10 protein-coding genes, 1 tRNA gene, 7 pseudogenes and 1 riboswitch are annotated in these 18,687 nt (G+C 59.3%); of the genes and pseudogenes, 7 read left to right on the top strand and 11 right to left on the bottom strand.

The genetic code is table 11. From position 1 onward, the window contains the following. Positions 1-10 precede the first annotated feature (10 nt). From B4968_RS26000 to B4968_RS00465, 4 genes and pseudogenes are all read right to left on the bottom strand, one after another. Positions 11-1,397 (bottom strand): annotated as a pseudogene (locus tag B4968_RS26000) (adenylate/guanylate cyclase domain-containing protein). 175 nt (positions 1,398-1,572) lie between these two features. After that, positions 1,573-2,675 (bottom strand): annotated as a pseudogene (locus tag B4968_RS00475) (site-specific DNA-methyltransferase). A 111-nt stretch (positions 2,676-2,786) separates the two neighbouring features. Further along, complete coding sequence (rnhB, locus tag B4968_RS00470; protein WP_083095745.1) at positions 2,787-3,404, bottom strand: ribonuclease HII; 618 nt, start codon at positions 3,402-3,404, stop codon at positions 2,787-2,789. A 139-nt stretch (positions 3,405-3,543) separates the two neighbouring features. Continuing rightward, complete coding sequence (locus B4968_RS00465) at positions 3,544-4,050, bottom strand: hypothetical protein (protein WP_173907517.1); 507 nt, start codon at positions 4,048-4,050, stop codon at positions 3,544-3,546. Between the two features lie 201 nt (positions 4,051-4,251). Between B4968_RS00465 and B4968_RS00460 the strand changes: the two genes are divergently transcribed. The 3 genes and pseudogenes from B4968_RS00460 (at position 4,252) to B4968_RS00450 (ending at position 7,190) form a co-directional block, all read left to right on the top strand. Then, positions 4,252-4,545: a hypothetical protein gene (locus B4968_RS00460; protein WP_083095743.1), complete on the top strand. Its 294-nt coding sequence runs from the start codon at positions 4,252-4,254 to the stop codon at positions 4,543-4,545. After that, positions 4,517-5,218, top strand: coding sequence for a winged helix-turn-helix domain-containing protein (locus B4968_RS00455; protein ID WP_083095741.1), 702 nt, complete (start codon positions 4,517-4,519; stop codon positions 5,216-5,218). The genes B4968_RS00460 and B4968_RS00455 overlap by 29 nt, the downstream gene beginning before the upstream one ends. A gap of 308 nt (positions 5,219-5,526) precedes the next feature. Next, positions 5,527-7,190: pseudogene (locus tag B4968_RS00450) on the top strand (DUF427 domain-containing protein). A gap of 186 nt (positions 7,191-7,376) precedes the next feature. On the opposite strand, the gene B4968_RS00445 reads toward B4968_RS00450, so the two are convergent. Beyond that, positions 7,377-8,414 (bottom strand): acyl carrier protein, encoded by a 1,038-nt coding sequence (locus B4968_RS00445; protein ID WP_083095740.1) that lies wholly within the window; start codon positions 8,412-8,414, stop codon positions 7,377-7,379. Beyond that, positions 8,411-10,616 (bottom strand): annotated as a pseudogene (locus tag B4968_RS00440) (dehydrogenase E1 component subunit alpha/beta). Before B4968_RS00440 ends, B4968_RS00445 begins: the two are co-directional and overlap by 4 nt. Positions 10,617-10,905: 289 nt before the next feature. On the opposite strand from B4968_RS00440, the pseudogene B4968_RS00435 reads away from it, so the two are divergent. After that, positions 10,906-11,568, top strand: a pseudogene (locus tag B4968_RS00435) (3'-5' exonuclease). Positions 11,569-11,714: 146 nt separating this feature from the next. Here the strand turns inward: B4968_RS00435 and B4968_RS00430 are convergent. After that, positions 11,715-11,790 (bottom strand) — tRNA-Lys (locus tag B4968_RS00430). A 186-nt stretch (positions 11,791-11,976) separates the two neighbouring features. Here B4968_RS00430 and dapF point away from each other — a divergent pair. After that, positions 11,977-12,816: a diaminopimelate epimerase gene (gene dapF / locus B4968_RS00425; RefSeq protein WP_083095853.1), complete on the top strand. Its 840-nt coding sequence runs from the start codon at positions 11,977-11,979 to the stop codon at positions 12,814-12,816. 1 nt (position 12,817) lies between these two features. Next, a pseudogene (gene mtaB / locus B4968_RS00420) lies at positions 12,818-14,075 on the top strand (tRNA (N(6)-L-threonylcarbamoyladenosine(37)-C(2))-methylthiotransferase MtaB). 188 nt (positions 14,076-14,263) lie between these two features. On the opposite strand, the gene B4968_RS00415 reads toward mtaB, so the two are convergent. The 4 genes and pseudogenes from B4968_RS00415 to B4968_RS00400 form a co-directional block, all read right to left on the bottom strand. Then, positions 14,264-15,055 (bottom strand): cytochrome c1, encoded by a 792-nt coding sequence (locus tag B4968_RS00415; protein WP_083095738.1) that lies wholly within the window; start codon positions 15,053-15,055, stop codon positions 14,264-14,266. Between the two features lie 19 nt (positions 15,056-15,074). After that, positions 15,075-16,406: a cytochrome b gene (petB, locus tag B4968_RS00410; protein ID WP_083095737.1), complete on the bottom strand. Its 1,332-nt coding sequence runs from the start codon at positions 16,404-16,406 to the stop codon at positions 15,075-15,077. A gap of 11 nt (positions 16,407-16,417) precedes the next feature. Next, a complete protein-coding gene (gene petA / locus B4968_RS00405) occupies positions 16,418-16,978 on the bottom strand; it encodes a ubiquinol-cytochrome c reductase iron-sulfur subunit (RefSeq protein ID WP_083095735.1) in 561 nt (186 codons plus the stop codon). A gap of 207 nt (positions 16,979-17,185) precedes the next feature. After that, positions 17,186-17,788, bottom strand: a pseudogene (locus tag B4968_RS00400) (glutathione S-transferase). Between the two features lie 136 nt (positions 17,789-17,924). Continuing rightward, a riboswitch (FMN riboswitch) is annotated at positions 17,925-18,128 on the top strand. Positions 18,129-18,216: 88 nt separating this feature from the next. On the opposite strand from B4968_RS00400, the gene B4968_RS00395 reads away from it, so the two are divergent. Beyond that, positions 18,217-18,657 carry a 6,7-dimethyl-8-ribityllumazine synthase gene (locus B4968_RS00395; protein ID WP_083095734.1) on the top strand — a complete coding sequence of 147 codons (441 nt, stop codon included), beginning with the start codon at positions 18,217-18,219 and terminating at the stop codon, positions 18,655-18,657. The last annotated feature ends 30 nt before the right edge of the window (positions 18,658-18,687 follow it).

The following is an 18,687-nucleotide window of genomic DNA, read 5'->3' as shown; positions in this document are numbered from 1 at the left end:
AGCAAGAGCATCAGCGTTTGGCCCAGACTTTCATTGGCTCATCCAGGCCGCGCACGTCCTGATCCGGATGGCAGTCAAACCCGCGGGCCAGATCGCTTCCTGGCAATTCCTGCAGGCTCTGCAGCCGCAAATCATCGCTCATCACAATGGGGGTCTGCAGCCGCCGGGTCATCTCTTCCAGCCGGGCCGCGACGTTCACCGCAGTGCCGATCACCGCATACTCTAACCGGTTGGCGCCAATATCACCCAGCAGGGTTTCACCATAGTGGATCCCGATGCCCGCCTGGATCTCGGGCTCGCCCAGACGGCGCCTCTCGCGGTTCCAGACAGTCAGGACCTCTTGCATTGCCAATGCACATTCCAGCGCATTGCTGGCATCGCGATCTCCGGCAGAGGGGGTGCCAAAGGTCGCCATCAAACCGTCGCCCAGGTATTTGTCCAGTGTGCCGCTATGGCGGAAAACCTCGCGCTCCATGCGCCCGTGAAAACCGCGCAACAGGGCAATCACCTCATGTGGATCCCGCCCGGCCGCCAGTCTTGTAAAGCCAATAATATCAATGAACAACACCGCGACATTCTGGATTTTCACCTGCTTCAGCGGCTCATCATTCTGCGACAGCTGATCGACCACATTGGGCGAGAAATACCGTGACAGGTTGGCGCGTTCGCGCTCAAGCCCGGCGTTCGTCAACAGCAATGTATTGGCACGGCGCGCCGATATCGCCAGAGTGATCGCCACGATGAGAAAGACAATGACCTCCTGTATCCGCAACTGCAGCATAAAGCTGTTGGGATCGAGGAATTTAATCAGATCCGAATCGGCGCCAAAGGCCGCACTCCGCCTCGCTGAGACCAGGGGTCGGCGGAGTGAGCCACCAGGCGAGGCCCAGCGCCGCCATCCACATCACAAAGGTCCAGACCCCAATGGCAATCACCGTGCGCCAGGAATAGGCCATGGTCCCCACGGCCAGGATCACAAAGAAGTAGAGGAAGTTGTCGAACCGATATTGCATCGCCAGCGGCATAGCATCGACGCTCAATGGGTTCGGCCCGACCATGCCGACAGTCATGAGCAACAAGTCAATAAAGATCAGCAACAGTTCAACCCGCGACCGGCCAACACGCCCGACACGCTGGATGAACCAGCCATTCAAACAGAGCAGCGCCATAATGCCAACGTGATAGATGACTTCGAATTTTGGGTGTATCGAGACAACAAAGATCGCAAAGATCGTCATGGCGACCCAGCGCGCTCTGACGGCCAGCTCCAGCCCTTCACGCTTGTGGTTTTTCAAGGCCGCCACGACATATTGCGTCTCAGGAGTGTCTTCGATCTCCGTCGCCCGCGTCATGTCAATCACACCGGGCTTGGGCGAAATCAAAGAGGTATCAGTCATCAGGCGGTCCCTTTTGCTGCGCCCAAGATAGTCATTCTTGTGCCAGCATACATCCCCCAGCCTGGCTGCGGCATGAAAAAAGCCCCGCCAAAAGGCGGGGCAAGGTGCGGCACCTGTGACAAAGGACAGGTGCCGTCGGTTAACTCTGGTCGTAATTTGAAAAGGGGAAGCAGGCCTAGTTCTGCATTTCAGCCCGGATCTGCTGGCGCAAAACGTCGATCGGCACAGTCTGGCCGTCACGTTTGAAACACCAATAGGTCCAGCCATTGCAGGAGGGCGCGTTTTCAAGATGCGCCCCGACCTGATGGATCGAGCCTTTGACATTGTCACCAATCAGGGTGCCATCAGCGCGAACCTTGGCCTTGTGACGCTGGTTCATCGAATAAAGCTCGTCGCCCGGACGCAGCATGCCGCGCTCCACCAGCTGGCCAAAGGGCACCCGGGGCTCTGCCCGTTTGCTGGTCGAGACCTGCAGCGCTTCGCGGTCGAATTTGCGCACCGATTTGATCCGCTGAGTTGCCACCTTGCGGTAGGCTTCTTCCTGCTCGATGCCAATGAACTCACGTCCCAGCATTTTGGCGACAGCGCCGGTGGTGCCGGTGCCAAAGAAGGGATCCAGAACCACATCACCAGGATTGGTAGAGCCCACCAGAATGCGGTGCAGCAGCGATTCCGGCTTTTGCGTCGGATGCGCCTTGTCGCCGTTCTCGTTCTTCAGCCGCTCATGGCCGGTACAGATGGGCAGCACCCAGTACGAACGCATCTGAATGCCTTCGTTCAGGGCCTTAAGCGCCTCGTAGTTAAAGGTATATTTGCCGCCTTCGGATTTTGACGCCCAGATCATTGTCTCATGGGCATTGGTGTAGCGCTTGCCGCGAAAGTTCGGCATCGGGTTGGATTTGCGCCAGACCACATCGTTCAGGATCCAGAAGCCTTCGTCCTGCATCGCCGTGCCAACGCGAAAGATGTTGTGATACGAACCAATCACCCAGATCGAGCCATTTGGCTTTAGGATCCGGCGGGCCTGGTGCAGCCAGCGACTGGTGAAATCATCATAGGCTGCAAAACTGGAAACTGGTCCCCGTGATCATCCACCGCATCGGCCTTGCTGTTGTCGGGCCGGTGCAGCTGGTTTTTCAATTGCAGGTTATAGGGCGGATCCGCAAAAATCAGATCGACCGAATTGGACGGTAGACCAGACATCACATCAATGCAGTCACCATCAAGAATCGTGTTCAAAGGGAGCGCCGCGGCGCCCTTCGTTATTGTTTTAGTCATTTGCTCTGCCTCAAAACCACTCGGCGCATTTTTGCGCTCATTTTGGTTATCCACAGGATGATTTATCCGGGATTCGAGGTCAATTTGTTTTTTAGATCAGGGGACTGCGGTTCACTCTTGATACAATATCTTGTGTACCGGTTTGAAAGAACGCCGATGATGTGGTGTCACCCCCAATTCGACCAGGGCGTCAGGGTGTTGCTTTGAGTGATATCCTGCGTTTCTCTCCCAGCCATATCCGGGAAACTGTTGCGCCAAATCCACCATGAGGCTGTCGCGTGCTTCTTTTGCCACGATTGAGGCGGCTGCAATCGACACTGATTTGCCGTCGCCCTTGACCACTGCTTCGGCCTGAATGGTGAGATCTCGGGGGATCAGATTGCCGTCGATCAGCAGGTAGTCCGGGGCGGGGTCCAATGCGGCCACAGCGCGCTCCATTGCCAGATGCGACGCCCGAAGAATATTAATGGAATCAATCTCTTCGACGCTGGCTTCGGCGACTGAGACCTCGGCACTGGCCCAGATCGCCTCGGCCAGGGCTGCACGTTTCTTTGCGCTCAGCTTTTTGGAATCATTCAGCCCCGGCGGCAGCCTCGTCATATCGAGCACAACGGCCGCAGCCGTGACCGGTCCGGCAAGAGGACCGCGGCCCACCTCGTCTACTCCGGCGATCCGCAAAAAGCCCTTGGCACGGGCAGCGTTTTCTAGGCTGTCATCAGGATGTTCCATAGCACCTGTCAAAACCAAACCCGGCAGGTTTTGCAAGCCCGGCCTGATTTTTTCGTGCAAGCGTCCCAAAAGTAGGGGGCCGAAGCCCCCTTAAACTCTGCCAAAATTGTTGCACATCAGCCACGTTTCGGCGGGTGCCTTACCGGTTCACCAGGCGATAGCCATGCTGGTTGAGGCATTGCGGCTTATAGGCCACGCGATTTTTTCGACCGGTCCAAAAACTCACCCGGCAGGCCTGTGGCAACCTGTTCAGCTGCTGGGCATTCCGTTCCAGACAGTTTGCCCCCACCAGATTGTGGCTAAGGCTATAGCGCGGGAAGGTCCTGACGCATTTCGCAGGCAGGTCATAGCGGCCAAAACGCGGCGGCAGCGGCTTTGGGGTCGGGTGATGCGGGCGGTGTGAGTGAGGAGGACTGTACCCGCCGTGCGGAGGCTGCGGAGCCGTTACGGTTGCACCATGATCACGGGTGTTGTGATCGTGCAGAGCCGCTCCAAGAATGCCCAGAACGGCCAGTCCGGCGAATATTTTGCCCGCATCACTCCCCGCCTGAGCCGGCACCGCCGAGACCCCTGTGATGGCCAATGAGGCTGCCAGAATCAGGGCGATGAATTTGCGGTGCTGTTTAGGGCGCATGTCCTGTGTCATGTCGGAACCTTTCCAAATCTGTTGTTGTCCCGGCCTTATTGATCGCAGTGCACAGCAAATCATCCACCGCATCAAAGCCTGTGACCTCACCTGGCCCGGCCCCCTCAAGACAGGCAATATCAGCGCCCTGCTATCGAATAACCGCCGCCTCAAACCTGCGTTGTTATTGAATATCAGCCCGATGAAGCGCAGGGTAAGGTCATGAAACATTCCCTTGCCATACCGTTGTTATGCACGGCCCTGCTGGTGCTGAGTGCCCCGGCGCAGGCCGCCGAGTGCTATGCCGACTACAAGGCCAAGCAGAACAATCCCCTGAAACTGCACTACGGGGTGATCCAGATCAGCGGCGCCTGCAAAAAGGCCGCCGCCAAGGCAGAGATCCAGTCCCGGATCGCGCCCGCTGGCTGGACGCTGTTGAACGTGATGGCGGTTTTTGGCCCCGAAGGCCTGCAGCAAAGGAAGGCCAATGCCGGACCCTACTATCTCCGTTTCTGAGGCCCGCACTGCTGGTAGCCGCATCATCGCCTTTGGTATCGCCTTTATCGGCGCACTTCTCGCCATTGCCGGCACCGTGTTGCTGCTGACCCTGCCCGATGCCAATGCCTTTAATGCCCGGGTCGAACAGCTCTTTGTGGAAAACGACCTGACAAGCCAGGCCGAGATCAGGCTGCTGGAGATTCTGGCCCAGTCCGGCACCGCCTTTGCCGACACACTGGCCAGCTACCGGGGTGTGATCTTTGTGCTGCTGGTCTTTGCCACTGCCATGATGATCGTGGCTCTGGTGGTTCTCGCCATGCTGCTGATGCTCAACCGTCGCATGGCCCAGATCGAACGCTCCGGCATTCAGGTGACCGAACTGCTGATCAGCCGCGAGGAACATACCGTCTACCTCAACAACATGGGCTTCAGGCTCACTCCGGCAGCGATGGAGTCAATCTCGGCGCTGGCCGAGGCGCGTATGGATGACGATGTGCTGTCTGGCGCCGAGATTGAGGCGGTGATTTTCGGCCGGCACAGCAGCGATTGCGAAGAGGCTGCAGGCGCCACCAGGATCAAACGCCTGCGCGACACGCTGGGCAATCAGATGGTGAGCGAGCTTTTGGTCAAAAACATCGCCAAGCGTGGCTATGTTCTGGCCATCAGCAAGGATGTCATCCGAATGATCTGACCTCCGGCTGCCCGGCGCCCCCCTTGGCCCATCAGTGACGACAAAGAGTTGGCCTGAGAGGGGGCTGAAAAGGGGCTGCGATGGATCACATTTACGCGAGACCCTGCTCTTTGCACGTTGGAACACGGGTGAAACGCAAGCGAGCACAGGGACTGTGCAGGGATGATCCTTCCAGCCACTGGATATTCATGACAAGCGCCCCACATATAGGCCAGCCTCCCCCCGTGGACGCGGCCCTGGGGCGCAGGGATTTGCCCTAGGCTACGCAACAGGACACCCCGACAGCGGGGGTCAGAAGGACAGACCCGATGAATGTGCACGCCCCCTCTCAGCCGCAGACCTCTGGCCGACCACAGAAAACGGGGCTGGCCAATCAGGGCTATGGCATTCTGGTCGAACCCCTGCGCGGCGAGGTCGAGGTGCGGCGTAACGGCATGCTGCTGGCCAAAAGTAGCCGCGCACGGGTGATGTATGAAACCCGCATGGCGCCGACCATCTATTTTCCGCGGTCTGATCTGATGGTTGATCTGTCGCAAAAGGTGGGGCTGCAAACCTTTTGCCCCTTCAAAGGCACCGCCTGCTATCACGACCTCAAACTCGCAGACGGCCGGATCGGCAATGGCGCCTGGGTCTATGAGACCACCCAACCCGAGGCCGCCCAGATCGCAGGCTATGTCGGCTTTGTGCCAGATAGCGAGACTGAGTTCGATCTGGGGCTCAACCGGCTGGAGCCTCCCGAATACGGCAATATCTCCGGCGCTCTGGTCGACTGGCTGCTGCGCGAGGCCGCCTTTATCCCCACGCCTGCAGATTTCACCAGGGCCTTTTCACAAAAGCTGTTGGAACAGGGTGTCTCTCTGTCGCGGCTTTCGGTGCTGGCCTGGTCACTGCATCCACAAATCGCCGGCAAGAATTTCATCTGGGAGAAAGCGACCAATGAGGTCTCCCTCTATACGCCCAGCTATGAGATTTATGAGCACCCCGCCTATAATGCCAGCCCGCTGCGCCATGTCTCCAAGGGTCTTGGCGGCGTGCGCCATCGCATCGATCAGGACGCATCTGATGATGCCTTCCCGATCCTAAGCGACCTGCGCGCCGCTGGAGCCACCGATTATGTCGCTATGCCGCTGCCCTTCTCTGACGGGCGGATCAATGTGCTTACTGTGGCCTCGGACCACCCCGACGGCTTCACCACTGCCAATCTGGGTTTGATCTTTGAATGTTCAGCGGTGATTGCGCGCTACTACGAGGTCTTTATGCAGCGCGAGAATGCGCAATCGCTGCTGGAAACCTATGTTGGCAAACGCACCGGAGCGCGGGTTCTGGGCGGCAAGATCCGCCGTGGCGAAGGCGATGAGATCGACGCCGCCATTATGTTTTGCGACCTGCGCGGCTCTACCTTGCTAGAGGAACAACTGGGGCGGCGCGACTATATCAAACTGCTGAATGGCTTTTTCGAGACGGCCTCGACAATTGTGCATGACAATGGCGGTGAGGTGCTGAAATTCATCGGCGATGCGGTCTGGCGGTGTTTCCTGCCGGCGACGATCCCGAACAGGCCCGTACCCAGGCGCTGAAATCCGCCCGCAGCATTGTCCCGGCACTGGCTCAGGTTGCCGCAGAAAACGCGCTCCCCTATCTGGAGTGTGCCAGTGGCATTGCCTACGGCACCGTGATCTATGGCAATGTCGGCTCGCGTGAGCGGCTGGATTTCACAGTTATTGGCCAGGCTGCCAATATCGCCGCCCGCCTTGGGGATTATGGCAAAACGCTGGGACATCAGATCGTGGTGAGTCAGAATTCCCTGCCAGAGTCCTGCCAAACCTCTACCGGTCTTGGCGCGCTAAAGTTGCACAACGTCAGCCAACCGGTAGAAAGCTACGCCGTGGCCCCTTTTCTCACCGCCCCTCCGGTGCAGCCACGGCCCGAATTGAAGGGCCCCCCTCCTGCGCCCAAATCAATGGCCAAATAGCACCACGCACGGCCGGGCGCGCGGGCGCGCCGCCCGGCACGGGCGGCGCCGGGCCCAAGATCAGCTTGTTTTTTGGCCTGCAAAACACAGGCTGGACGCGGGAGCCCCCCCTTTTTTGCGGGCACAGCCCAACCACGCAGCGCCACCTCATAGCACCGCCTCAAGGCGCCACCTCGCAGTGCAGATCTATCTGCCTGTAACAAGCGCACGTTGATGCGCATCCCCCATTGAGATCACCAGCGGATCGCTCTCCTGTCTGGCCTTGAAATCCGCCTTGCCACGCATTCCCTGCCACCCCCGATGCACCAGCGACTGCGCCACAGCGCCGCCCAGCGTGGAGCCTGGACCCGTGACAATAAACAGATCAGGCGCGAACTCCGCCGCAGCTGTTTGCACCGCGCGGGTAAAATCATAGGGCTCAACCACCTGATGACCCAGGGTATAACCCCACAGCGCTCGCAGGTCTGTGGCCCCCGGCTGCCAAATTGCACCACGCCCATCCACCAGCGGCACCTCTGGCTGGGCCAGCATCATAGCCTGCAGGCGCCTGCGGCCCTCGGCAGCAACCGGCGCCTGCAAGGCAGTATGAAACCCTGCATGATTGGCCAGTCGCATCGGAAACCGCCCGCCCAACACCGGCACCGCCGCCTCAAAGGCCGCAAGTCCTGCCGCGTCGCCCGCCAGTACCAGCATCCCCCCCAGCTCAATCGACAGTGCCAGCATATGATCCGCGCGCTCATTGATCTCGGCCACCAGCTGCAACAGCTCTGCCCGGCGCGCCCGGTCGTTCTGCCAGTCCGCGCCCATGAAAGGATATACCAGCTGGCCGCCAATCAGATGCTGCTGCATCAGCGTGCCCATGGTATTGACCAGCTCAAACCCCTGCTGCGGCGCAAGCGCGCCTGCCGCGGCCAGCGCGATATACCAGCCCATTGAATTCCCGGTGACCGCAACCACCTCGATATCCTCGGTCAGCGATTGCACATCCGCCAAAGCAGAAGCGTAGATCAGCGGCGAGGCCACATCGCCGCGCCCGTATTTCGACACTGAATAGCGCGTCGCACCATCCAGGGCTGTCACCTCTTCCTGCCCCTGCGCGGCCCGGGTTGCGTCGAAATCGGCAAACAAAGCCGCCTTATCGGCATGATGGCGATGCAAATAGCCAAGCTCTGGCTTGTTATAGGTGCCCCGGCCGGGACAGATCAAAACGGCTGTGCGGCTCATGCGTTCTCTCCGACCAAATCAAGGGCTGCGGCAAGAATGCTGTCTTTCGACGGCAGGGTCGCGGCATAGGCAGGCCCCGTGGCAATAAAGCAATCTTCGGCAGCAATCCGCGCTGTCGCGATGTCGCTTTGTTCAGCAAACAGCGCCATCAGCGCCTCGGACTGGCTGCCAGTGGTGCGGCATTCATCGACGATCAGCACGTTTTTGCAGCCCCTGGTCGCCGCAATCAGCGCCTCGGCCGGCAGGGGCGCCAGCCAACGCAGATCAACAATGCGGGATGTGATGCCGCGCGCTTCCAGTTCGGGCTGCGCCTGCGCCGACAGATAGCGCCCATTGCCATAGGTCACGATAGCGAGGTCTTCGCCCGCCCCATGCTGGCCGACCTCTCCCAGCGCAATACTCTGGTCCGGCGCCGGATAGTGCCGCATCCAGCCACCATCCTTCTCGCCATGCAGATCGCGCATCGGATAAAGTGCGATAGGTTCCACAAAGACCCCCACCCGCTGCTCTTCGCGCGCCAGACGCACTGCCTCGCGCAGCATCATTGCCGCCTCTGCCCCATCCGAGGGGCAGGCAATCACAATCCCCGGAATGTCGCGCAGCACCGCCAGCGAGTTGTCATTGTGGAAATGGCCACCAAAGCCCTTTTGGTAGCCAAGCCCGGCAATGCGCAGCACCATTGGATTGGTAAACTGACCATTGGAGAAAAACGGCAGCGTCGCGGCCTCACCACGCAGCTGGTCCTCAGCATTGTGCAGATAGGCCAGGAACTGGATTTCAGGCATCGGCACAAAACCGTTGTGCCCCATCCCAATGGCCAGCCCCAGAATTGATTGCTCATCCAGCAGGGTGTCGATCATCCGGTCCGAGCCAAACCGCTGATGCAGTTTCTGTGTCACGCCATAGACGCCGCCCTTGCGGCCGACGTCTTCGCCCATCATGACGATCTCGCCATGCTGCAGCATCAGATCCGTAAGAGCCCAGTTGATCAGCCGATGTCACGGCTGCGGCTCCTGCATAGCCCGCATATCGCCGCCAAAGGTCTCGGCGCGGGTCTCATCACTGGGGCCATTGCTGGGCTTACAGGCGCGCGTTGGCGGGATCAGGCTGGCCGCCACCTCGGCACCGGATTTGAGATGCGGGCGCGTCACCACCTCGGCGCGGATCCTCTCCACGCGGGCACAGGTCTCGGTATAGATCTTCAGAGCCGCCTGCGGGGCTCAGCGCCGCCGCCTCTTGCAGCAGCCGCACCGAATGCAGCAGCGGATCATTAGCCTCATCCGCCTCGACCTCTGATTTGGACAGATAGGTTGTCGGCACGTCCGCTCCGGCATGACCATAAAGCCGCACGGTGCGCAGATGCAAAAAGGCTGGTTTCCGGCGACGGCGCACATAGTCAGCCGCCTCCTGTGCCACCGCATGCGCCTGATAAAGATCCAGCCCATCCGTCTTGAAATACTTGATACCGGGGCGCGCGCTCATCGAGGTCTCGATCCAGCCCTTGGGGGTTTTGGTCGAGATGCCGATGCCGTTGTCTTCGCAGACAAACAGCAGCGGCAAAGGGATGGATTGCACTGATGTCCAGGCCGCTGTGTTGATCGCGCCCTGGGCTGTGGAATGATTCGCCGAAGCATCGCCAAAAGAGCACATGACAATGCCGTCGTGCGGCAAAATCCGGTGCTCAGGCGCATGCCGTTTGGCGGCGCCGATGGAATAGGCCGCTCCCACGGCCTTGGGCAGGTGGCTGGCTATGGTCGAGGTCTGCGGCGGGATCATCAGGGCCTTCGAGCCCAGCACCTTGTGACGCCCCCCCGAGGTTGGGTCCTCGCTGGAACAGGCAAAGGACAGCAACATGTCCCAGGCGATGCGTTGGCCCGGCACCTGATCGGCGCGGGCAATCTGAAACGCGGCATCGCGGTAGTGCAAAAAGGCCATATCGTCAGGCCGCAGCGCGCGGGCAACCGCCGCCATGCCCTCATGCCCGGACGAGCCAATCGTGTAAAACCCCTGCCCCGCCTTTTGCATCGCCCGGCTGGTGATATCCAGCGCCCGGCTCAAGACCTGTGCGCGGTAGATGGCCACTGCGGTTTCTGGCGCCAGCCCTGCCTTCTCTCCTGCCCCCGCTGCGGCCCCCTTCGGCGGCAAAGCGCCAGCAGCAACCCGGTCCAAAAAGTTCTGATGCACGATCTGAGCGCGGTCCATTGGCTATCCCTTCGACTGTTCTGCCCCCTTTATCAGGGAGAACAGTCATGAATTCCAATGAGTTTAACGGCCAAATACATGACGTTTCGGCATGAATTAGCTCTGAGCCACCGGATTGCCGGCACAGCCGACGCAGCACCTCTGCAAGACAGGCCAAAGACCGGGGGATTTTCCTTTTGTCGTAAAACACCATAGGAAGGATGCATTGCTCAAGGGTCACAGACCAACAATCGGCACGATCGCCAAGGCGCGACAACTACTGGAATAATACTGGAAGATAAGGACCCAAATGCCGCACGCAAAATCCGTCCCTACCCGGCCTGACACGGAAAAGGATCTGGCACAGGACATCCGCCCTGCATCCCTCCCCTTGGGCCCTTTTCGCTTTATTGCGCTGGATGTTGAGACCGCCTGCAAAGATGCCGCCAGCATTTGCCAGATCGGCCTCGCCTGCGTGCATTCAGACAACCGGATCGAGAGCTTTGCCACCTATGTGAACCCCGAGCACCGCTTTGACCGCTTCAATATTGAGCTGCATGGCATTGGTCCCGAAACCGTATAGGATGCGCCGACCTTCCCCGAGGCCTGGGCGCAGCTTTTGCCGCTGCTGGATATTCACCATCTGGTGCAGCACAGCAATTTTGACAAATCCGCCATAGCGGCCGCCTGCCGCTGCTATCGCCTTGCGCCCCCTGATCTGAGTTGGAGCGACAGCGTCAAGATCGCCAGAACCGCCTGGCCAGAGTTCAAGGGCAATGGTGGCCATGGGCTCGCCAATCTGAAACGTGAGCTGGGGCTTGAGTTCACCCACCATGACGCCGGCGAAGATGCCCGCGCCGCCGCACAGGTCGTGCTACAGGCGGAACAGCGCCTTGGTCGTCAGTTTTCCCAGCTGGCCCAGACCGGTAGCAAGGCGCAACTGAATCTCCCCTTCATGCTGCAAAACGGATAAGGGCGCGAAAATGGATAAGGGCGCGGCCCGGCGCACGGCCTGCAGTCTCGCAGGCGCGCAAACGCAGTGATTCTCAAATCGGTTTCGGGTTGATATTGAAAACATCTGCCCCGGAAAGTGAGACACCACCTGCCCTATTGGACAAGTGGTGAGCCGTGATGGGTTCGAACCATCGACCTACTGATTAAAAGTCAGTTGCTCTACCAGCTCAGCTAACGGCCCACTTTGTTGTGGCGGTCTAAGGGGGTTTTTCAAATGGATCAACCACTTATTTTGCTATCGTTTGCTGTGACCCGGTCAGTCACTGCGTCCCGATTTGCGGCTGTCTTCGGTTAGCGGGGTATTGGGTCAAGCCCTTTTTTGAACTTTATGCGTCACAGGCTGGATTCATTTTCACCGCAGGTCTATATGCCCGATATGAGCATGCAATCACATATCCATTTCCCCTTCATGAAGATGCACGGGCTGGGCAACGACTTTGTCGTGGTCGACGCACGCGCACAGGATCTGCAGATCACCCCTGCACTGGCCAAGGGAATCGCCCATCGCCAGTTTGGCGTTGGTTTTGACCAGCTTGCACTGATCGAACAGGGCGCAGGCGATGCGCATCTCACCTTTTACAATGCCGATGGCTCAACCTCGGGTGCCTGTGGCAATGCGACCCGCTGTATCGCCCGCCACCTGAGGGACGAGAGCGGCAAGGACGCGCTGCACCTCTCCACCGATCGTGGCGACCTCTTTGCCTGCGACGCGGGCGACGGGCTGACCTCGGTCAACATGGGCCAGCCACAGCTGGACTGGCAGGACATCCCCCTGGCCGAGGCGATGGACACGCTGGAACTGCCGGTTGAGGGCGCACCAACTGCCACCGGCATGGGAAATCCCCATTGCACCTTCTTTGTTGAGAATGCCGATCTGGTGCCGCTGGCCGAATTTGGTCCCCGCTATGAGCATCACCCGCTTTATCCCGCACGCACCAATGTGCAGGGGGCGCATCTTGTTGGCCCCGATCACATCCGTATGCGGGTCTGGGAGCGCGGTGTGGGCGTGACACTGGCCTCTGGCTCGTCGTCCTGCGCCACCGCCGTGGCCGCAGCCCGTAAGGGTCTCACGGGGCGCAAAGTGCAGATCGACCTGGATGGCGGCAGCCTGTGGATTGACTGGCGCGCCGACGGCGTCTGGATGACAGGCCCCACCATGCATGTCTTCAGCGGCAGCTTTACCCGCGCTTTTCTGGAAAGCCTCTGACATGAGCACCCCAAAGTTCACCACTCTTGGCTGTCGCCTGAATGCCTATGAAACCGAGGCCATGAAGGAGCTGTTCACAGGCGGCCGGCCTGCAGGACCTGGTGGTGGTGAATACCTGCGCCGTCACCGCCGAAGCCGTGCGCAAATCCCGGCAGCAAATCCGCCGCCTGCGCCGCGAAACCCCCGAGGCCCGTATCGTGGTCACTGGCTGCGCCGCACAGACCGAACCTGCCACCTTTGCCGCAATGACCGAGGTCGACACGGTGATCGGCAACACCGAAAAGATGCAGCCAGAAACCTGGACCAACATGGCTCCTAATTTCATTGGCGAGACCGAAAAAGTGCAGGTTGACGACATCATGTCGGTGACCGAGACCGCAGGCCATCTGATCGACGGCTTTGGCACCCGCTCGCGCGCTTATGTACAGGTGCAAAACGGCTGCGACCATCGCTGCACCTTTTGCATCATCCCCTATGGCCGCGGCAATTCTCGCTCAGTCCCGGCTGGTGTTGTAGTCGACCAGATCAAACGGCTGGTGGATAAGGGCTATAACGAGGTGGTGCTGACAGGTGTTGATCTCACCTCCTGGGGCGCTGACTTGCCCGCGACACCAAAACTGGGCGATCTGGTGATGCGTATCCTCAGACTGGTGCCGGATCTGCCCCGCCTGCGGATCTCGTCGATTGACTCGATTGAGGTGGACGAAAACCTGATGCAGGCCATCGCGACTGAAAAACGCCTGATGCCGCACCTGCACCTGTCGCTGCAACACGGCGATGATATGATTCTCAAACGCATGGCGCGACGGCATTTGCGCGATGACGCCATTGCCTTTTGTGAAGACGCCCGCAAATTGCGCCCCGAGATGACATTCGGCGCCGATATCATCGCCGGCTTCCCAACCGAATCGGACGCGCATTTTGAAAACTCGCTCAAGCTGGTTTCCGACTGCGACCTCACCTGGCTGCATGTCTTTCCCTACTCAAAACGGATCGGCACCCCGGCCGCCAAGATCCCCAGTCAGGTCAATGGCAAACTCATCAAAGAGCGGGCTGCAAAGCTGCGCGCTGCCGGCGATAAGCAGGTCGCGCGTCATCTCACAGCACAGATCGGCAAAACCCATCATATTTTGATGGAAAACCCACATATGGGCCGGACAGAACAATTCACCGAGGTGACATTTGCAGAGCCCCAGACCGAGGGTGAAATCCTGCGCGCCCGTATCCTTGGCACCCAAGGCACCCAGCTGACCGCCTGAGGCCTTCTTTCATCTTGCCTGAAATATACCTCGGGGTGAATGGGCGCTTGCGCCCAGAGGGGCAGCGCCCCTGCCCTGCTCTTCAATTCCCCCCAGCCCTCACTAACCCCAAAATAAAAAGCCCCCCGCAAGCTGTCTTGCGGGGGGCTTTTTAGATCAGTTGGGTAGCTTCACCTGAAACCAGCCTATCAGGCGGTTTTCTTGCCTTTATGAGGCGCCCAGAGCTTTTTGTTGGTGAGGTAAAGCAGAACCGAAAGCACGGTCAGGATCAGAACCCCAACAAAACCAGCCTGCTTACGCGCCATCATCTTGGGCTCAGCAGTCCACATCAGGAAGGCCGCAACGTCCTGCGACATGTGATGCACAGAATTGTCATGGCCATCGGCAAACTCAACCTGCTCATCCGACAGCGGTGGCGCCATCGAAATCCAGCCGCCGGGGAAAGCAGTGTTCTCATAAAAGAGCGTCCCTGCCTCTTCCTTTTCCTCACCGGTATAGCCGTCCAGCAATGACGCGATATATTCCGCGCCACCCATGCCTTTGAACAGCTGGTTCATACCAGATCCATAGGGGCCGTGGAAACCGGCACGGGCCTTGGCCATCAGGCTCAGGTCAGGTGCGCCAGCAGCTGTGTTGGCCGGGAAATGGTCAACAGGCTTGGCGGGCACATCTTCGTCCAGATCAGCGTCATAGACGGTGAAGTTCTCAGCCGCATAGGCACGCACCTGATCGGCGGGCAGCGCAGGGCCACCCTCATCCGCCAGGGGGCGCAGCGGCACGAACTTCAGCCCGTGACAGGCAGCGCAAACCTCGGTGTAGATCTGCAAGCCGCGCTGCAGCTGGTTTTGGTCATAGGCGCCGAAAGGTCCCTCAAACGAGAACTGAAAGTCCTCGACGTGGCCGCTCCCACCTGCCGCATGAGATGCGACAGGGGCAAGGGCCAGAGCGAAGGCGGCACCGATTGCGAGTTTCTTCAACATTGGTAGCTGTCCTTCTCTCTTACTCGGCAGGAGTGGCTGCGTCGGATTTCTCGCCATAGTGAGCGTCGAAATCGTCTTCGATTGTAGCAGGCTCTGCCAGTGGCTTCTCGATGACACCCAAAATTGGCAGGATCACCAGGAAGTAGCCGAACCAATAGGCCGATGCGATCAGCGAGAACGATGCATAGGGCTCTTCGGCCGGCATCGCACCCAGCCACATCAGGGCAAAGAAGTCGAACACCAGCAGGTAGAACCACCATTTGAACATCGGGCGATAGCGGCCAGAGCGCACGCGGCTGGATACCAGCCAAGGCACCAGGGCCATGATTGCAATCGCGCCGAACATCGCCAGAACCCCAAAGAACTTGGCGTCGATGATGCCACCGGTCACAAAAGAGGCAATCTGTACAACCCAGACCTCAGAGGTAAAGGCCCGCAGGATCGCGTAGAACGGCAGGAAGTACCATTCAGGCACAATATGCGCCGGGGTGACCAGCGGGTTGGCCTCAAGGTAGTTATCCGGGTGGCCCAGGTAGTTTGGCATAAATCCAACGATGGCCCAGAAGATCACCAGCACCACAGCGAGACCGAGGAAATCCTTGATCACAAAGTAGGGCCAGAAGGGCAGCGTGTCTTTTTTGACTTCTTCCTTGGAGCCCGTCCGCACCGGCACACCGGTTGGGTTGTTGTTGCCGGTGGTATGGAAGGCCCAGATATGGACGACAACCAGCGCAGCAATGACAAAAGGCAACAGGTAGTGCAGCGAGAAGAAGCGGTTCAGCGTGGCGTTATCCACCGCAGGCCCACCCAGCAGGAATGTCTGCAGCGCTTCACCAACAAAGGGAATCGCGCCAAACAGGCCGGTGATCACGGTCGCACCCCAGAAGGACATCTGACCCCAGGGCAGAACGTAGCCCATGAAACCAGTGGCCATCATCAACAGGTAGATGATCATGCCGATGATCCAGGTGATCTCACGTGGTGCCTTGTAAGAGCCGTAGAACAGACCACGGAAGATGTGGATGTAGACGGCCACAAAGAACAGCGAGGCGCCGTTTGCGTGCAGATAGCGCAGCATATAGCCGCCATTCACATCGCGCATGATGTGCTCAACAGAGGCAAAGGCCATGTCTGCATGCGGCGTGTAATGCATCACCAGAACAATACCGGTGACGATTTGCAGCACCAGGCAGAACGCCAGAACGATGCCCCAGATCCACCACCAGTTCAGGTTCTTCGGGGTGGGGATCATGATGGTGTTGTAAAGAAGGCCAACGATGGGCAGGCGGCTGTCTAGCCACTTTTCTGCGCCAGTCTTGGGCTCATAGGTGTCGTGCGGAATACCGGACATTTGGCGTCTCCTTATCCCAGCTTGATGGTTGTTGCGTCGGTGAACTCAGCGACGGGCACGTGAAGGTTCTGGGGCGCGGGGCCCTTGCGCATCCGGCCAGCGGTGTCGTAGTGCGACCCGTGGCAGGGGCAGAACCAGCCGTTAAAATCGCCCGATCCATCGCCCAGAGGCACACAGCCGAGGTGGGTACAAACCCCCATCATAACCAGCCATTCGCCAGCCTCATCCATGGTGCGGTTTTCATCCGCAGCATCGGTGCCAGGCTTGTTGGGGTTCTCCGACGAGGTGTCGATCAGACCCGAAAGCTCAACAGCGCGGGCTGCGTCGATCTCTTCCTGAGTACGACGACGGATGAACACGGGTTTCCCCAGGAACATCACACTGATTTGCGTTCCAACCTCTACGCCGCTCACATCCACCAGGATTGAGGACAGCGCCTTGACGTCAGCCGAGGGGTTCATCTGATTGACCAGGGGCCATATGGCGGCTCCCGCGGTCACTGCCCCGGCGCCGGCAGTGGCGTAGTAGAGGAAATCTCTCCGGGTTCCTTCGTTGTCTTCTGCGTGGGACACGAGGTTTTCTCCATTTCCAGCGCCCGTTTAGGGCAAAAATGCGCATGCACCACGAAAACGCGGTGACTCATCGCGGGTCTTAAACAGGTGAGGCGGTTTCGTCCAGCGGTCAAAGCAGCACATGCCACTCCAGTTTCAAGTTTCTTTGAAACGGAGCCCTCAAAGCCACAGCGACGGGGCCTCACCCCCCGTTTTTTAAAGAAAGAATTAACCCTCTGGCGGCCGGGTCGCCTGCATCGAGGGGCGCGATTCGAAGCCCTTGAACCAGTCCGCCAGCGCCTCGTTACCTGTGCGCCAGCCCGCATCCGGGTGGCGGAAGTCCACATAGGCAAGAGCACAGCCCACAGCGATCTGGCCGATATCCAATGGCCCCTGCAGATGGCTCATCCAGCGCGCATTCAGCGCCGAACACGCGCTCACCACCTTGCCCAGCTGCGCCTTGATCCACTCTGGCGACTGTTTTTCCTCGGGGCGCATCCGCATCTCATAGGTCGCGAGAACAGCCGCCTCCATGATGCCATCTGCCGTGGCCTCCAGCACCTTGGTATCCCAGCCACCGGCATAAAGCCCGGCACCGGCGCGCGCGTTGAGGTATTCGCAAATCACCCGGCTGTCATACAGTGCCGGGCCGTCGCCGCGCTCCAGCGCCGGGATTTTTGCCAGCGGGTTGCTGGCCTCCACATCCGCGCTCGGCGCCTAAGGCGTGGTTGCGACATTGTGCAGCTCCACCGCCTCCAGCATGTCGGTCTCGTGCAAAAGCACCACAACCTTGCGAACAAAGGGGGATGTCGGGGCATAGTGAAGTTTCATAGCGCTCTCCTAGTCGTTTGGCCGCAGCCTAGAGGCTCATGCTCAAATAGAAAGCCCAAGTGCCGGCCAATTTATGCGCCGCCGCGTCAGTTTGCGCTTCCAGCCTTGCGCATCACCGCAGTTCTTGGCAGGGTCGCGCCGTTCTCAGGGCGGGGTGAACTTCCCCACCGGCGGTATGCGGAGGGTTTCCTTTCGTGAGCCCGCGAGCGGCTTTTGTCGTCGCCACGATCCAAAAAGTGGGAACCGGTTTTTGGACAAATTGTGGAACACGCCAAAAGTGTCAGCAGATCTGGTGTGATGCCAGAGCCGACGGTCATAGTCCGGATGGAAGAGAACGTGCGACACGACCGCTTTCGGCTGGGGCCGAATGCTGTTTTGCCGTTCGTTATCGCCTTGGGTGACGTGTCAAACGCTTAAAGGAGATACCCATGACACACACCCGCTACGCCTTTATCAAGGCACAATGGCATGCCGATATCGTCGACCAGGCTCTGCTTGGTTTCACCCAGCTTATTCCTGCCGAACAGGTCGATGTCTTTGACGTTCCCGGCGCATTCGAGATGCCGCTGATGGCGCAGGATCTGGCCAAGACGGGCAGCTATACTGCAATCGCCTGCGCCGCCTTTGTGGTCGATGGCGGCATCTACCGCCATGATTTTGTGGCCCAATCCGTGGTGGACGGGCTGATGCGCGTTGGGCTGGAGACGGGCGTGCCGGTGCTGTCGGTTTCGCTGACACCGCATCAGTACAGCGAAACCGACCACCACAACGCAATCTACCGCGCGCATTTTGTCGACAAGGGCCGCGAAGCCGCCAAGGCCGCGCTGATGATCGCCAAATCACGTCAGAAACTCGCTGCCGTCGCCTGACTATGACTGCGGCGGTGGGTCCGAGGATCC

This window comes from Pseudophaeobacter leonis, assembly GCF_002087335.1.
GTDB lineage: Bacteria > Pseudomonadota > Alphaproteobacteria > Rhodobacterales > Rhodobacteraceae > Pseudophaeobacter > Pseudophaeobacter leonis.
Note: the sequence above shows the minus strand (reverse complement) of the source record. Positions and strands in the feature narration are given on the sequence as shown.

Excerpts from the sequence above, each read along its gene's own strand:
- dapF (WP_083095853.1), top strand. The coding sequence starts at position 11,977 with ATGCCCGATATGAGCATGCAATCACATATCCATTTCCCCTTCATGAAG.
- B4968_RS00395 (WP_083095734.1), top strand. The coding sequence starts at position 18,217 with ATGACACACACCCGCTACGCCTTTATCAAGGCACAATGGCATGCCGAT.
- B4968_RS00460 (WP_083095743.1), top strand. The coding sequence starts at position 4,252 with ATGAAACATTCCCTTGCCATACCGTTGTTATGCACGGCCCTGCTGGTG.
- B4968_RS00415 (WP_083095738.1), bottom strand. The coding sequence starts at position 15,055 with ATGTTGAAGAAACTCGCAATCGGTGCCGCCTTCGCTCTGGCCCTTGCC.
- B4968_RS00445 (WP_083095740.1), bottom strand. The coding sequence starts at position 8,414 with ATGAGCCGCACAGCCGTTTTGATCTGTCCCGGCCGGGGCACCTATAAC.
- B4968_RS00455 (WP_083095741.1), top strand. The coding sequence starts at position 4,517 with ATGCCGGACCCTACTATCTCCGTTTCTGAGGCCCGCACTGCTGGTAGC.
- rnhB (WP_083095745.1), bottom strand. The coding sequence starts at position 3,404 with ATGGAACATCCTGATGACAGCCTAGAAAACGCTGCCCGTGCCAAGGGC.
- petB (WP_083095737.1), bottom strand. The coding sequence starts at position 16,406 with ATGTCCGGTATTCCGCACGACACCTATGAGCCCAAGACTGGCGCAGAA.
- B4968_RS00465 (WP_173907517.1), bottom strand. The coding sequence starts at position 4,050 with ATGACACAGGACATGCGCCCTAAACAGCACCGCAAATTCATCGCCCTG.